A 14,585-nucleotide genomic window follows, 5' to 3' on the forward strand; every position below is an offset into this window, starting at 1 on the left:
ACCTTTTCACGGCTGTCGGTTGGGCCCGTAGCGCAGATCAAATGAGCGAAATATGGACAGCGCGGCAGCCTCCTACCCTCCTGGGAAGAGAGCTGTAGGTCGTGAGTTCAAATCCCACCGGGCCCGCTCATGTCACGCTTGAACGGGGGACAGGAGGCGTGCCTGACCCTCAGTATCCGGCCGGGATGCCGTCCCCTCGCGGGTCGCAGACAGCTTTGCGATAGTTCTCGGAGATCTCGACCCCCTGGCAGACCCCTGTCCTTCCTGGCATGGGAAGCCATTGGAGGTCGTACCCTCCCGAAGTGGGCGTTTCGTATCCCGCCTCAATGAGGAGACTCTTGGCTCCACCCCAGAGGAACCTGGGGTGTCCTACCACCTGCTCGAGGGGCATTCCGTAGTCAACTGCGTTCGTGACGAAGAGCGTGTGCTGCAGGGGGCGGTAGTCTCCTCCGCTGGTCCCTATCGCCATGTAGGGTCTGCCGTCGCGCTCGAGGAGCATCGAAGAGAGGGTGTTGAGGGGACGCTTCCGGGGCTGAACGGAGTTCGGCCCGGACAGGCTGAAGCCTCTCCCTCGGTTGTTGAGCATGATCCCGCACTCGGGGACGAAGACTCGAGACCCGAAATGGTTGAAGAGGCTCTGGATGCCGGAGACGAGATTGCCTTCGGCGTCGACAATGGAGAAGACAGTGGTATCTCCGGGGCTGATCCTGCTCCTTGGAAATTCGGACTGACCGTCGGCCTCCATGAACTTCGTAAGGTCGATGTTGGAGAACCTCGGATCACCAAGGATTGCGTCCCTGCGCGAATACGCCGTCAGGACAGCCCCCATTGTGGTCTGGATTCTCTGGCGGGACAGAGGGCCGGTTTTCGAAAGGCCTTTGTCCTCAAGTAGCTTGAGCATCAAGAGACATGTCGCGCCCATACTGTTGGGGGGCATCTCGTAGACGGTTGTGCCTCTGTAATCGAGCTTGAGGGGCTCGACCCATTCAGGTTTGAAGTCGCGGAGGTCCTCCTTTTTCCATTCGACGCCAAGATCCTCCATGGTGTCGCTGACCTTCGACGCTGGCCAGCCTGAGTAGAAGCCGTCGGGCCCAAGGGCTGCGACCTCTGAGATGACCCTGCCCAGGTTCTCCTGTCGGACCCGGTCTCCGGGAGCCAGAGGTCTTCCCTTCGGGGCGAAGACGGCTTTCGCTTCCTTGGACAGCTCGGAGTAGGCTCCTTCAACCGACCGGCAGATCCCGTCTCCTGCGGGGAATCCGGCAGAAGCGTATTCGAGGGGTTGTGAGAGGAGCTTCCCGAAATCTTCGGTCCCCAGTTTCCGGTGCATCTCCCAGACCCCGGCCACGAACCCGGGGACCATGCAGGTGAGGGGGCCGAACTGGGGGATGTCGTTCCCCATTGATTTCACCAGGTCGAGAGTCAGCCCGGAAGGGGCCCAGCCGCTGCCGTTCAGACAGTGGACTTCGCCAGTCTTCGCTTCGTAGAGCATGCCGAAGAAATCACCTCCCAGACCGCCGGCAGGATGGAACGTTACTGCGAGGGTGAAGCTCGTCGCGACTGCTGCGTCGAAGGCGTTTCCACCTCTCTTAAGAACGTCATAGGCGGCGAGGGTTGCTAGGGGTTGCTCGCTCGCCACCGCAGCGTGCTCGGCTCTGATTGTCTTGCTGGGTGCCAAGTGTCGGACCAGAATCCCTGTGCGTTAATAAGAAATCTAACGCGTGCTGAGCGAATAGACCCAGCTGCTCTTCCCCAGTGGACGGACGGGGGAGAAGCCTGCCTCTTCGAATAGCTTCGGAGTCCCGCTCCACAGGAGGGAGGCGGACAGCTTGCCTTCGACCGGATAGGCCTCTATGCTCGTCACGCCGAGGTCTTTCATGGATGCGACCGATTCTTTCACCGCAAGTTCTGCGAAGCCCATCTTCCTGTGGGTCCTTGAGATGAAGAAGCAGGTGATCCGCCAGATGTCGTTGGCCGTCGGGGTGTACCCCTTCCTTCGGTCGATCCTCGGCAGCTCCTCCTTGGGGCCGAACTGGCACCAGCCGACCGGGTCCTGGCCGCAGTAGACAAGGGTCCCGTGGGCGTGCCCTTCGTTCACCAGGGAGTGCTTCGCCTTCCTGTTCCTCTGGTACTGCTTGACGTCCCACTTTTCCGGTGCGTGGAAGAACATGCACCAGCACCCTCCCCAGACCCCGTTGTTGGCGGCGAAGAACTCCTCGAAGTCCGGCCAGGTTGCTTTGGAGAGCTGTTTGGATGAGCGCGCACCGTGCACGTGGGGCTCCGGAGACTCCGTCTTCATCACTTCCGACCCTCTTCGAATCTATTTATAGAAGAGTCATCCGCTATACAACCTCTGGGTGATGACTAGTGGGTCAATCTGAGTTAGACGCAGTATTGGGGACGGTGGAGAATCCCATAAGAAGGAGGATAATCGCTCGGTTGAGCCAGGAGCCCAACTACCAGCTGCAGCTGTCGAAGGAGCTGGGCCTGAGTCAGCAGCTGGTCGCCAAGCACCTGGTTACCATGGAGGACGCGGGCCTCGTGAGCACCATGCTCGAGGACAGTCCGAGGGGACCTCAGAGGAAGGAGTACCTGCTGAAGAAGAGCTTCTCGGTGACGATCGACCTAGCCCCAAGTTGGTTCAGGGCGCGGATCTTCTCTTTCGGGGCGGTTCCGGGCGCCAATGAGCCGGGGGAGCACAGCCAGGTGATGGCTCAGGTAAACGACGCGCTGAGGTACCCGGAGGAAGCTTCGAAGATCAGGCCGCTGGCGCAGATGATTGCCGAGGTTGACAGGAAGCTCCACGAAATGGAGGAGCAGAGGGCGGTACTGCTGTATCTCCGGGGCCTGGCGCTGAAGGAAGCCGCGAAGGCGACGACGTCCCTTGGCACCGCAGACAGGAAGAAGGTGCTCAGGTACATCATGAGGGAGCAGAGGGACGGGATAGGGGACATGTCTGCGTCGCTCGGCCTTCAGCAGAGGGTCGTCGGTGAGATTCTGGAAGAGATAGAAGAAGACCTAAACGCTTCAGACTAAAAAAGGAAGAAGAGGAGCGGTGCTCCTCTACAGTCCTACATTCGGGAAATCGGCCTTGGGAACTCCAAGCTGGCCCTGTAGGGTCCGGATGCGGGTCGCGTACTCTTTCATCCTTGGATTGTCGTTCTGGACCTTGGCGATCCGATAGCCCTTCCAAGCCTTCCTTAAGGCTCCCCAGATTTGCCCCTTTTGGTATTCGGTCATTTGAATCTGCCAAGCAATGAGGCCGCATCGGGTATTTTGCGGGGGGAGTCTAGAGTAGTTGAGCCTGTAATCAACGGTCGCTACCCGCCTCGGCCAGGAGGCCGTCAGACCAGCGACCGGAGCAGGAGCCAGACGTTGCTCGGGTGCTCGGTTATCCTCCTCTTGGAGTAGGCGAACCACCTGTCCCCATAGGGGAGGTACTCCGAAAGGCTGTATCCCGAACCAACCAGCTCTCGCTTCAGCTCGTCGCGGATGCCCTTGAGCATCTCGAACTCGAATTCAGCGTGACTAGACCCCGCGAGCTTCTTCGCCTCGTCGATGAGGGCGGAGTCGTGGGTGCCCACAGCGAACCTGTCGCCTCCTTCGAAGAGCATCGCCAACAGCCTGCCGTAGTTGGCAGAGACTTCCTTCCTGCTTGGGAACACTACCTCCCTGCTCTCACGATAGGCTCCCTTGACGAGCCTGACCATCGCACCCAGGTCCAAGAGGTGCTTGAGGTCGGCCTCGCTCCGTCTCATGTACGCCTGGAGAGCGATTCCCAGGTTCCGATGGCGTTCCAGAGTTCTCGCGTACATGGCGATGGTATCATCGGTGAACTTGGAGCCTTCCATGTCCACCCACAGGGCCTGGTTCAGTTTCCCTGCGTTTGCTGCCACCTTCTCGAACCGTGCCGCTGCTCCCGACTCGTCGGCTCCGAGGCCCAGCTGTGTAAGTTTGAGGGAAACAAACCCTCTGACTCCCTTGTCCGCGATGGCCTGCTGCAGCCTGAGGTATTCGTCTGTGGCCGCGTCCGCAGCAGTGGGGTCGGTGATCTCCTCTCCAAGAAAGTTCACTACTGCACCCATTCCCCTGGCGTTGGCCTTCTGGGCGTCCTTCACGGCGGAATCGAGGTCCACCCCCGAAATCCAGCGCTTCGCCAGTCCTAGAAGGAACAGTTCCTTGAGTCCCAAGACGGAGCATCGCCGACTGGACAAGATATTAACGGATTATGGCGAGACTGGTGGCGTGGTGACACCGAAGGCGAGCTATGCGGCGCGGCTGGCACGGCTAAGGGAGAACCTGTCGGCTGTCGACCTCGACGGCGTGGTAATCGTGCCAGGACCGAACATGCAATACTTCACTGGAGTCGAGTCGCTCCTCCTGGAAAGGCCGTTCATGCTCCTCGTCACGAGGGAGGGAGGCGCGAACCTGGTTGCGCCTGCGCTGGAGGCGGGGCCCTACAGGGAGTGTCCGATGCCCCTGGCGATTCACTCGTGGACGGATTCCCAGGGGTCGGCGGGTGCCATCAGCGAGGCGTCAAGTTCGGCTAGGCTCGGTGGGAGGTGGGGGGTCGAGGGGAAGGTCCCGTTCCTCTTTCTGAGCAAGCTGATGAGGTTGGGCGCGACGAAGTTTGAGGACGCGGAGCCGGTTCTGCAGGGGCTGAGGGAGGTCAAAGACGAAACCGAGGTAGGACTCCTAAAGAAGTCGGCGGAGATACTCGGCAAGTCGTTCGAAGGATTTCCTGACCTGATCAAGGACGGAGTCGCAGAGGCCTGGCTGGCGAAGGCGGCCACCGAACTGATCTACACGAATGGGGCGAGCAAGGTCGATGCGATGCTGGTCCAGTCTGGGGCGAGGGCGGCGGACCCCCACTCCCTTCCGTCCTCCAAGAAGGTCAGGAGAGGGGAGAGCATCATCTTCGACGTCGGGGCCACCTTCGAGGGATACTACGCGGACATCACACGGACTTTCTGTATCGGGGCGGCCCGCGACGTTGAGAAGGTCTACCAGAAGGTCCTCGAAGCGGAGGAAGGTGCTATCCTGGCAGGGGCGGAGGGCGTCGAGGTGGGGAAGGTTGACGGGGCAGCCAGGGAAGTGCTGACCAGGGCGGGGCTGGGGGAGTATTTCATTCATAGGACTGGCCACGGATTAGGGCTCGAGGTCCACGAAGCCCCGTACATCATCGAAGGGGGTAGGGAGAAGCTCAGGAGGGGGATGTGCTACACAGTCGAGCCCGGGGTCTATCGGAGAGGAAGGCTGGGGGTGCGCATCGAGGACGACGTGCTGGTCGAGGGGAGGAAGGGGGTCGTGACCACGGACACCCCGAAGGAATTCGGCTGGTGGAAGTAGACTACTTCGTCTTCGAGAACTGGGAGACCAGGGTCTGAGTGTCCTTGATGTACTTGATCTTCGAGACCTTGTCCAGGATTATCCGATAGATTCGTTCGTCGCTCGGGACGATTATCTCCTTCTGGGACTCGACCACGGCCAGGATGTCCCATTCTCCGGGAACTATGTGTGCCTCCTTGACTTCCGACACCTTCATGAGGTCGTCGAGGACCTTCTTCTCGTGGCCGGGGGCCACCCTAAGGAGGATGAAGGCTTTCTGGAATTTTGCCATGATTGATGGAGCTGGAAAGGTTGCGCTTTTAAAACTCTCGTCGTTCGGAACGCTGCCATGAAGAACCAGGAGGTTGCAGGGGTGCTCGACAGGCTCGGGGACCTGGTGGAGGCCAACGGGGAGGACCGGTTCAAGGTCATCGCGTACCATCGCGCCGCGACGAGTATCCGGAACATGGAGGAGGACGTGGAGGAGCTCTGGAGGCAGCAGAGGCTGGAGGAGATCAAGTACGTCGGAGAGGGGATAGCGAGGAAAATCGACGAGTATCTCAGCACAGGGAAGCTGCGGATCCTGCAGGACTTGCAGGCGAAGACGCCTCCGGGGGTGCCGCTCCTGATGAAGGTCCAGGGAGTGGGGCCGAGAATTGCGCATAGGCTTTCCCACGAGCTCGGAATCACGAGCGTCGAGGAGCTGAAGAAGGCCCTTGAGACCGGGAGGCTGGACAGCGAATTCGGCGCTAGCGCCAGAGCGTCGTTTCTGACAGGGATCGAGAAGCTTCAGAGCTTCGAGAAGAGGATGCTGCTCCCCGAGGCGGAGGGGGTCTTCCAGAAGCTGTCGGCCTACTTCGGAGCCCTCGGCATTCAGGTGGGGATGGCGGGGAGTCTGAGGAGGGGGAAGAGCACGGTGGGTGACCTGGACCTCCTCTCGACCGACGGTCGGGTGATGGAGGCGATGAAGAGGTGCCCCGGGGTCGCCCAGGTGTTGGAGAGCGGGCCCAAGCGCACCAGTGTGAAGCTAGAGGAGGGCGAGCAGGTGGACGTCCGGCTGTTCAGCGAGGACGAGTACGGGGCCGCATTGATGTACTTCACGGGGTCGAAGGACCATAACATCGCCCTGCGGAACCTCGCCATCGAGAAGGGTTGGAAGCTCAACGAGTATGGGCTGTTCGACAAAGGGGCCAAGAGGGTGGCCGGGAGGACTGAGGAGGAGGTGTACGCCAAGCTGGGACTCGGGTACATTCCTCCCGAGCTAAGGGAGAACCACGGGGAGATCGATGCCGCGCGGGAAGGAAAGCTCCCGGACCTGGTCAAATTGGACGACTTGAAGGGAGACGTCCAGATGCACACGACCTGGAGCGACGGGTCCGCCTCCCTGGAGGAGATGGCACTGGCCGGGAAGGAGCGGGGGTACGAGTACGTGGCGGTCACGGACCATTCAGTGTCGGTGAGGGTGGCCAATGGGCTCACAGAAGAGAGGTTCAGGAAGCAGTGGAATGAGATAGAGAGCCTGAACGATAAGCTGGCTCCCTTCAGGGTGCTCAGGGCGGTCGAAGTTGAGATCAAGAGTGACGGTTCGCTTGACTTCGACAGGAAGTTCCTGGACGAGTTCGACCTCGTGGGGGCTTCGCTTCACCAGAACTTCAGACAGGACGCGCAGAAGTTGACGGAGAGGGCGGTGAAGGCGCTGTCTCATCCGTCCGTCGACTTCCTCTGCCACCCAACCAACAGGCTGATCGGGCGGAGGGAGGGGAATCCCATCGACCTCGGGAAGGTCATCAAGACCGCGAAGGACAACGGAAAGTCCCTGGAGATCGACGGGAGCCCGAAGAGGCTGGACATGGATGAGGTGTGGGGGAGGAAGGCTATGGAGGAGGGAGTACCTATTGTAATTGACTCGGACGCCCATGGAGTTGGAGAGCTGGACAACGTGGGCTACGGGGTGACTGTGGCGAGGAGGGCCTGGGTTGGCGCGAAGTCCGTAATGAATGCGAAGAGTTTGAAAGGCCTTCTGAACTCCGTTTCGTGATTCAGCCCCAACTTAATAACGGAAGTTCGACCGCGGTTCAAATGCGGGGGTACTCAAGCCTGGTCAACGAGGCGGGACTTAAGCGGTATCCTGAGAAATCCCGTCCCTCAGGGGTTCGTGGGTTCGAATCCCACCCCCCGCATCAACAGAACCGAGAAATTGAACGCCCCTAGGATTCCCCTTGCGCAATGCTTGTTTAGGTGATGGCAAAGACCGCGTCTAGTTCGAGCAACCGATGAACCGGCTGGGTCCTGAAGATTACCAAAGCGGCAGACACATCAGGAAGTTGCTTCGTCTTGCGGGGGCAAAGGAGGAAGACGTGTTTTACGACCTCGGATGCGGGCGCGGTCAGCTCTGCATTGCTGCGGTCGCCGAGTTCGGAGTCAAGAAGGCGGTCGGAATCGAATTGCACAGGGGAAGGGCGGCCAAGGCAGCGGCCTCAGTTAGGAAGCAGGCATTGACAGACCGGATCCAAATCAGGAATGAGGACTTCATGGAGTCGGACATTTCCGAAGCGACCATCGTGTACTCTGGCCTCGAGGAAATCGAGGAGGATGTCCCCTTTTTCGAGAAGCATCTCGGTACTGGTTCAAGGGTCGTGAGCCTCTTCCTCCCCTTTGTGGGGATTCTACCTGATGCTGCGGACTATCCATTCTACTTGATGAAGATGCCATTCAAGAAGACGAAGGACGTGGATCTTTGGACTTCGAAGGTCCTGTCCAAGAGGACCTCCTTAGATGAGTTCTATGAAGAACTGGACGCTGACAGGGAGTACCGCTACGACAAGCGGGCCTTCAAGCGCATGATGAAGGAACGGTTCCAGGGGAGATGATTCGCCGCATGGAACGGCTCCCGCTCTGGGCGCGAGAACCTAGTCATTCGATTCCTGGTGTCGATTCCGGCCTTTCTGACCGGCTTCAGGGACGCGGCATGTCTTCCATGCCCATCAGATGACCGCCGAACCCGATTGCCCATAGAAGGACCGGGTACACCACCATCCGCTCCATCCCGCCGGCACCCAGACCGAGGTAAATCTGGCCCACGTAGAGGATAAGGGCGAGCAGAGTCCCCGCTCCCAAAATCATGGCGAAGTATGACAGTGGTGTCTTCTGGAACCTCGACGTGACGATGGCGGAAAGGCCGGCGAAGAGGAAGACGACTAGAGAAAAGATTGAATGCAGGGAAAACGGTGACCCTTCGGGAAACAAGCCCACACCCACCGCGCCGATGCCTGCCAGTACCATCAGACAGGTTGCGGGCTTCCAGTGAAAAGACCGCTGAAGGAATAACGCAGCGACTAGCACAGAGACACCGAGGACCACAATTGACGGGTTGTAGATCTGGGAAGAGGGCAGGTTCGCGCCCAAGTCACTGATGTAGTTTGTCGAGACGCTGTAGCTTGGCCAGACTGCTTCGGCGACTATCATGAATATTCCGAACTGAACCGTGCCGATGAACAGCGCGACGCCTGCTTTCGCCGGGTTCGAGAACGTCATGCCCCTTTGCTCTCCCTATCTGCGTTAAAAATGTAAGCGAAGGGGGATTCACGGCCCGTCCCACGCTTCCTATTCCCCGAGAGGTCTTGGGAGAATCATCAACCCCTCCTCGGGGTTACCGATAGCCCTGAACTCACCTTTGGCATAGTGGAGGCCGACGAGGGCAGAAGTGACCGCGTCCAGTTCGTCCCCGTTCAGCTCGCCTGAGGGACGTCCGAGGTCTATGCCGTACTTCTCCAGTGCAGCCGCAAGCAATGGGAGGCCCCCCTGCTTGCGGGGCATGCCCAGCAGATCCTGGATGGCCCCGGGGAAGCTCTCGATGACCTCGAGGCCGCCGCCTTCAAGGTCGGCTCTGAGCTTCATCCCCCGGGCCGTAAGCATTCGCATGGGGCCGAGCGATATCGGGAAGAACCTGATATGCATCCTGAGGAGTTCCTTGTCGCATTCTCTGAAGTGCGGCGGGCCCCGCTTTTCCAAGCTCTCCCTTCCCTTGGGCAGGAACAAGGGGGCGTCGATGCTCACGACCCTGGGTCGCGCAGCGAAGGTCTGCTCAAGTATCTCCGCGTTGGTGTGGAGGACCGCCGTGCGGCAGTGCATCCGGCTGTCCATGACGCAGAAGCCGGTGTTTCTCTTCTCGCTCCCCGCAAGGTCGATGCCAACTACGCTCAATTCAATCTCGCCCCCCGAATCCCAACCTCCGGAATGAGACCTTTTATCCGCCCCTGCCGAGATGGACACCGCATGGATTTCCTTGCGGAGGCCGCGGCCATCGAGCCAGAAATCATCAAGACCAGGAGGATCATACACCAGCGGCCTGAACTGGCCTACCACGAGACCGGGACTGCAAAGATCGTGGCGGAGAGGCTGGAAGCGCTTGGGATCAGCGTGAAGACGGGGGTGGGCGGAACAGGTGTGCTGGGGACCCTGAAGGGGGCGAAGAAGGGTAGAGTGGTCGCCTTGAGGGCAGACATGGACGCGCTTCCCGTGCAGGAGCTGGCAGATGTTGAGTTCAAGTCCGGGAAGACGGGGGTGATGCACGCCTGCGGCCATGACACGCACGTTGCTATGCTCCTGGGGGCTGCCCGCATACTCGCAAACCACAGGAAGGATCTGCAGGGGACGGTGAAGTTCCTCTTCCAGCCTGCAGAGGAGAACGGGGGCAGGGGAGGAGCCATGCCAATGATCGAGGACGGGGTGATGAAGGACCCCAAGGTGGATTTCGTCTTTGGGCTTCACATCGACAGCAACCGGAACTCGGGCGTTTTCGGGATGAAGGAGGGCGCGATTGCGGCCGCCCCGGACACCTTCAAGATCAGGATAATCGGAAGAGGAGGGCATGGCTCGGCGCCCCATGAGACGGTCGACCCGATCTACATAGCCGCCCAGCTGATTCTGGCGCTGCAGGGGGTGTCATCCAGGATGATCGACCCAGTTAGGCCCTTCGTGATTTCCGTGGGCGCGGTCCACTCGGGGACCAAGGAGAACATAATCCCGGACGAGGCGGTGTTGGACGGCACGATAAGGACCCTTGACGAAGCGACCAGGCGGAGGGCGAAAACGAAAGTGGCTGAGGTGGCGAGGGGAGTGTGCAGGACCTTCGGCGCTCGCGCGGAGGTGGAGTTCGAGGAAGATGCCTACCCGGTGACGGTGAACGACGCGAAGGCGACGGAAGGCGCAGAAAAGGTCCTCAGGAGGATTCCGGGGACGAAGGTCAAGGAGATCGAGGCGATATTAGGAGGGGAGGATTTTTCGCGGTTCCTGCAAAAGGCGCCGGGAACATTCTACTTTCTGGGGACGAACAATCCGTCTAAGGGATGCGTGTATCCAAACCACAGCTCGAGGTTCAAGGTGGACGAAGACGTCCTGAAGTACGGGGCGGCTTCGCTCGCCATGCTGGCGTTCGAATTCGGGAACCCAAAGGGACCGCAGTAGGTGGACAGAATCTACTCCACCAAGCTCGCCGACCGAGTCTACATGCTGGACACCTACGCGCTCGGCCAGCCGAAGACTGTCGCCGCCTACGTCATCAAGGGCCCGAAGGTCGCCCTGGTCGACTGCGGCTACGCTTCGTCCTATGAGAGTGTGCTCGAGGGACTGGCAGAGATCGGGGTCGCGCCGTCGGATGTGCGGTACCTAATCCCTACGCACGTGCATCTGGACCATTCTGGCGCAGCGGGGCGCCTGCTCAGGGACATGCCGAACGCAGAGGTCATAGCTCATCAAAAGGCCGTCCCCCACCTTGTCGACCCAACGAAACTGATGGAGAGTGCAACGAAGGTCTTTGGCGAGGTGATCATGCAGCTCTACGGTGCGCCCGAGCCAATCCAGATGGGGAGGATCACGGCGGTCGACACGGAGGCCCACCTGGACCTGGGAGATGGGATGACTGCGACCCTGGTCCACAGCCCCGGCCATGCTCCCCATCAGATTTCGGTGATGCTGGATGAGAGCAAGGACCTACTGACGGCGGACGCGGTCGGCATAGTCTATCCTGAGCTGAGCACCGTGATTCCGACGACCCCTCCCCCGAGCTTCGACCCAGACCGGCTCGTATCGAGTGTGAGGTCCCTAGAGCTGATGGGCCCGGTCAGGCTTCTGACCCCTCACTTCGGACCCAGGTCGGACGTGGCCTATGTTTTCGAGAACACCAAGGAGAAGGTGATGCGGTGGGTGAGGGATGTGGGGGACATGAGAGGAAGGGGCGCGAGCGTCGACGACGCGGCGGTAGCCATGGAACTGAGGGTCTCGGCGGAGACCGGCGTAAAGGACCTGCCGATCTACGTGAAGGTCTCAATCAGGACCTCCGTGATGGGGATCATGCAGTATCTTAACAGGAAAACTTGAATATTCAGAAAGGGCGTTCGTTTTCATGCCCGTCGTCTACGCTTGCATAGCGCCGCACGGGGGGGAGACTATCCCTTCCCTGGCCGGGGAGTCCCTCAGGTTATTCGCGCCAACGAGGGAGGGGATGAGGACCCTTGCGCGGGGGATGACCGCGTCGGCTCCAGACACCCTAGTCATAGCAACCCCGCACAACCTGCGGCTCCAGAAGCACATCGGGGTGGTGATCTCCGAGAACACCTCAGGGAGGCTGGCGGAGGGCAAGGCAGAAGTCAAGCTCAGGGCGAAGTGCGACCTCGAGCTTGGAAGGGCGTTGATTGACCAGGCCGAGGCCATGGGGCTCCCCGTGGCAGGCGCAAACTACGGCGGTCTCGAAGGCCCGTCATCAGACCTTGCCATGGACTGGGGAACATTGGTCCCTCTCTGGTTCTTCTTGAAGGGACGGAGACGCAAGAGTAGGGTCCTGATCGTCACCCCTTCGAGAGGGATACCCTTGAAGCAGAACTTCGACTTCGGGAGAGCGGTGGCCGAGGTCGCGGCTGAGACTACGAAGCGCATAGCCTTCGTGGCGAGTTCGGACCAGGCCCACGCTCATAGAGAGGACGGGCCCTACGGGTTCAGTCCGCGGGCCGAGGAATACGACCGGAAGGTGGTCGAGGCGGTCCGCCGGAATAGGCTGGATTCGATTCTGGACTTCGACCCGAGCCTCATCGAGGCAGCGAAACCTGACAGCTTTTGGCAAATGGCCATGCTTGCTGGGGTCCTGTCGATGGTCCCGATGGATGGCAGGGTCGTGTCCTACCAGGTCCCGACCTACTATGGGATGCTCTGTGCGAGGTTTTCGAGGCGCCCAAGTCCTGGGGACAGGGCGCCTAGCGCTTGAGGTGGTCGTAGACTTCGGCCAAGGACCCGATTCTTGGGCAGTCCACCCCAGTCTGGGTACCTTCCCTGTCGATTAGGATTCCGTCGATTCCTGCGTTCCGCGCACCAACCACGTCGGATTCGTAGAGGTCGCCGACGTGAATGGTCTCTTCGGGCTGTACGCCCGACTGGCGCAGTGCTATCCGGAAAATCTCGGGGTGCGGCTTCGAATAGCCGACGACCCCGGATATGATAACGGTCCTGAGGTAGCGTGGAAGCCCTAGCGCGTCGACGGCCCTGCCCGTGTCGGGGGGAGCGTTGGAGACGAGCGCCATGATGTAGCCGTCCTTGGAGAGCCTCTCCAACAGAGGCAGCGCGTCGGAGTACAGCTCCAGGGGGATCGTCTTCTCGAGCTCCGGCCACCTTTCGCCCGCTAGCCTCGCTATCCGCTCCGACTTTTCCGGAGCCCCCTTGGGGAAGAGGTCCAGGAAGACCTTCGCGTCCAGGTCCCTGTAGGCCCTGTCGGTCTGCTCAGGGTTCATCTTCCTGTTGCCATAGGTCGAAAGCCACCATGACTCGACCTTGAGGTAGGCGGTATGGATTTGCTCGAGGCCAACCTCCATGCCTGCCTCGGCGAGGACGCTCCTGAACACCCTGTCTCTCCGCATGACGAGAAGGGTGCCTCCAAGGTCGAAGAAGACTGCCTTTGTCCTCATGGGTCTGGTTTTCGATTCCTGGGGCTAAATGGGTTTCCTGGCCCTAGAGGAAGAGGAGGCCGAGGGTGATCACAGAGAAGACGATGGAAGTGATGCCGACGTACTTCCAGTCACGCTCGATGAGGTAGTACACCAGTGCCGCAATTATCCGGGCATATGGCGTCAGCATTAGGACGGCCACGCCGAGGGATGCGATTCCGGCGGGGTTTGCGCCGGAGAAGACCGAGGTGAGGCTATTCAATGCGAAGCCGAAGAAGTTTCCACCCTTCGCGAGCCATGCTGCCGATGGGACGGTCAGAGACGAGTCGCCTGTCTGCTGGTAGCTGAGCAGGATTCCCGCGGTTTCGAGGACGAGGCTGAGGCCGACTCCTGCTCGCAGAATCCAGCTTATTCCGACCTGGAGGGTCGTTCCTCGCGAACTCAATTCAGGCCGACACCCCCTTGAAGAGCATTTCGACGATCAGGATGACCAGCACCACCATGAACAGCAGACGGACCGATCTGTTGGTCATCCTCGGGAGGACTCGCGCCCCGCCGAACGAACCAATCGTCGTCCCGATTGCCAGGACGGCCGCGAGGTTCACGTAGACCAGGCCTGACCAGATGTACACCGAAGCACCTGCAAGGGCGGTCATGCCGATTATGAAATTGCTGGTCGCCGAGGCCACCTTGGTGGGCATTCCCATCACGATCTCCTGGACCGAAGTCTTGAAGGCCCCGGCACCGATTCCGAGCATCCCAGCTGCTATCCCTGCGACGACCATACCGGGGGCCGCCAAGAGAGGTCGAGTCAGCGAATAGGTAACCTGGGTTCCGCTCTGCTTGTCGAAGTAGGTCCCTTCGAGCTTCAGGGACCTCGCAAGACTGTCGGGCTGGACGGCGACGGCCCGTCCTCCTTTCCTGCTGAAAATCCCGTAGAAGGACGTGAGGAGGAAAGCGGCGAAGAAGAAGTAGAGGTAGCGCGTCTGGCCGTTGACTAGGTAGCTGGTTACCACTGCGCCGATGATGGCGCCCACCGCAGTGAAGATCTCGAGGTAGAAGGCGGCCCTGATGTTGGAGAGGCCATCCCTGACGTAGGACGACGCCGAGCCGCTCGAGGTCGCGACTATGGCGACCATGCTTGCGCCGATGGCATATTGAATCGGGACCCCGAAGAAGACCAGGACCGGCGTAAGGATCAGAGAGCCGCCGATCCCGACTATGGAGCCCACGAGGCCTGCGAAGACTGCGAAGACGAGGGCCTCGAGTATTCCTATCAATGGCTACTCCCGCTTTGAAGTTCGATGTAGGCTATTTCAAAGTGCCCGC

17 protein-coding genes and 2 tRNA genes are annotated in these 14,585 nt (G+C 60.2%); 9 read left to right on the plus strand and 10 right to left on the minus strand.

The window, feature by feature from the left end; genetic code table 11:
• Positions 1-21: 21 nt before the first annotated feature.
• Positions 22-126: transfer RNA gene (locus OK438_06420), tRNA-Arg, on the plus strand.
• 43 nt (positions 127-169) lie between these two features.
• Here the strand turns inward: OK438_06420 and OK438_06425 are convergent.
• Complete coding sequence (locus OK438_06425) at positions 170-1,675, minus strand: gamma-glutamyltransferase family protein (protein MDA4125065.1); 1,506 nt, start codon at positions 1,673-1,675, stop codon at positions 170-172.
• A gap of 36 nt (positions 1,676-1,711) precedes the next feature.
• The gene (locus tag OK438_06430) at positions 1,712-2,296 is read right to left on the minus strand and encodes a GNAT family N-acetyltransferase (protein MDA4125066.1); all 585 of its coding nucleotides are present in this window, start codon (positions 2,294-2,296) and stop codon (positions 1,712-1,714) included.
• Positions 2,297-2,364: 68 nt separating this feature from the next.
• Between OK438_06430 and OK438_06435 the strand changes: the two genes are divergently transcribed.
• Positions 2,365-3,033, plus strand: a complete 669-nt coding sequence (locus tag OK438_06435; GenBank protein ID MDA4125067.1) for an ArsR family transcriptional regulator — start codon at positions 2,365-2,367, stop codon at positions 3,031-3,033.
• A 27-nt stretch (positions 3,034-3,060) separates the two neighbouring features.
• On the opposite strand, the gene OK438_06440 is transcribed toward OK438_06435, so the two are convergent.
• Both OK438_06440 and OK438_06445 read right to left on the minus strand, forming a co-directional pair.
• A complete protein-coding gene (locus tag OK438_06440) occupies positions 3,061-3,237 on the minus strand; it encodes a hypothetical protein (GenBank protein ID MDA4125068.1) in 177 nt (58 codons plus the stop codon).
• A gap of 104 nt (positions 3,238-3,341) precedes the next feature.
• A complete protein-coding gene (locus OK438_06445) occupies positions 3,342-4,187 on the minus strand; it encodes a proline dehydrogenase family protein (GenBank protein ID MDA4125069.1) in 846 nt (281 codons plus the stop codon).
• Here OK438_06445 and OK438_06450 point away from each other — a divergent pair.
• The gene (locus tag OK438_06450) at positions 4,177-5,346 is read left to right on the plus strand and encodes a Xaa-Pro peptidase family protein (GenBank protein MDA4125070.1); all 1,170 of its coding nucleotides are present in this window, start codon (positions 4,177-4,179) and stop codon (positions 5,344-5,346) included. The two genes, OK438_06445 and OK438_06450, sit on opposite strands and share 11 nt — an antisense overlap.
• A gap of 1 nt (position 5,347) precedes the next feature.
• Here OK438_06450 and OK438_06455 read toward each other — a convergent pair whose 3' ends face one another.
• On the minus strand, positions 5,348-5,617 hold the full coding sequence (locus OK438_06455) for an Lrp/AsnC ligand binding domain-containing protein (protein ID MDA4125071.1): 270 nt from the start codon (positions 5,615-5,617) through the stop codon (positions 5,348-5,350).
• A 57-nt stretch (positions 5,618-5,674) separates the two neighbouring features.
• Here OK438_06455 and polX point away from each other — a divergent pair, with 57 nt between their 5' ends.
• From polX to OK438_06470, 3 genes are all read left to right on the plus strand, one after another.
• A complete protein-coding gene (gene polX, locus OK438_06460) occupies positions 5,675-7,363 on the plus strand; it encodes a DNA polymerase/3'-5' exonuclease PolX (GenBank protein ID MDA4125072.1) in 1,689 nt (562 codons plus the stop codon).
• Between the two features lie 43 nt (positions 7,364-7,406).
• Positions 7,407-7,505, plus strand: a tRNA-Leu gene (locus tag OK438_06465).
• A gap of 93 nt (positions 7,506-7,598) precedes the next feature.
• Entirely contained in the window at positions 7,599-8,195 is a 597-nt protein-coding gene (locus OK438_06470) for a tRNA (adenine(22)-N(1))-methyltransferase TrmK (GenBank protein ID MDA4125073.1), read from the plus strand.
• Positions 8,196-8,280: 85 nt separating this feature from the next.
• On the opposite strand, the gene OK438_06475 is transcribed toward OK438_06470, so the two are convergent.
• Positions 8,281-8,859: a DUF998 domain-containing protein gene (locus OK438_06475; GenBank protein MDA4125074.1), complete on the minus strand. Its 579-nt coding sequence runs from the start codon at positions 8,857-8,859 to the stop codon at positions 8,281-8,283.
• A gap of 69 nt (positions 8,860-8,928) precedes the next feature.
• On the minus strand, positions 8,929-9,528 hold the full coding sequence (locus OK438_06480) for a DUF429 domain-containing protein (GenBank protein MDA4125075.1): 600 nt from the start codon (positions 9,526-9,528) through the stop codon (positions 8,929-8,931).
• Positions 9,529-9,600: 72 nt separating this feature from the next.
• On the opposite strand from OK438_06480, the gene cpsA reads away from it, so the two are divergent.
• Genes cpsA through OK438_06495 form a run of 3 tightly spaced genes read left to right on the plus strand, consistent with a single transcriptional unit; the run spans position 9,601 to position 12,583 of the window.
• Positions 9,601-10,791 carry a carboxypeptidase CpsA gene (gene cpsA, locus OK438_06485; protein MDA4125076.1) on the plus strand — a complete coding sequence of 397 codons (1,191 nt, stop codon included), beginning with the start codon at positions 9,601-9,603 and terminating at the stop codon, positions 10,789-10,791.
• Entirely contained in the window at positions 10,792-11,703 is a 912-nt protein-coding gene (locus tag OK438_06490; GenBank protein ID MDA4125077.1) for an MBL fold metallo-hydrolase, read from the plus strand. It abuts the gene before it with no gap.
• A 25-nt stretch (positions 11,704-11,728) separates the two neighbouring features.
• Positions 11,729-12,583: an extradiol ring-cleavage dioxygenase gene (locus tag OK438_06495; GenBank protein ID MDA4125078.1), complete on the plus strand. Its 855-nt coding sequence runs from the start codon at positions 11,729-11,731 to the stop codon at positions 12,581-12,583.
• Here the strand turns inward: OK438_06495 and OK438_06500 are convergent.
• Genes OK438_06500 through OK438_06510 form a run of 3 tightly spaced genes read right to left on the minus strand, consistent with a single transcriptional unit; the run spans position 12,573 to position 14,536 of the window.
• The gene (locus OK438_06500) at positions 12,573-13,277 is read right to left on the minus strand and encodes an HAD family hydrolase (GenBank protein MDA4125079.1); all 705 of its coding nucleotides are present in this window, start codon (positions 13,275-13,277) and stop codon (positions 12,573-12,575) included. The genes OK438_06495 and OK438_06500 overlap by 11 nt on opposite strands.
• Before the next feature lie 43 nt (positions 13,278-13,320).
• Positions 13,321-13,701 carry a DUF1634 domain-containing protein gene (locus OK438_06505; protein ID MDA4125080.1) on the minus strand — a complete coding sequence of 127 codons (381 nt, stop codon included), beginning with the start codon at positions 13,699-13,701 and terminating at the stop codon, positions 13,321-13,323.
• 1 nt (position 13,702) lies between these two features.
• Positions 13,703-14,536: a sulfite exporter TauE/SafE family protein gene (locus tag OK438_06510; GenBank protein MDA4125081.1), complete on the minus strand. Its 834-nt coding sequence runs from the start codon at positions 14,534-14,536 to the stop codon at positions 13,703-13,705.
• Positions 14,537-14,585: the final 49 nt, after the last annotated feature.

This window comes from Nitrososphaerota archaeon, from assembly GCA_027887005.1.
Classification (GTDB): domain Archaea; phylum Thermoproteota; class Nitrososphaeria; order Nitrososphaerales; family Gagatemarchaeaceae; genus UBA183.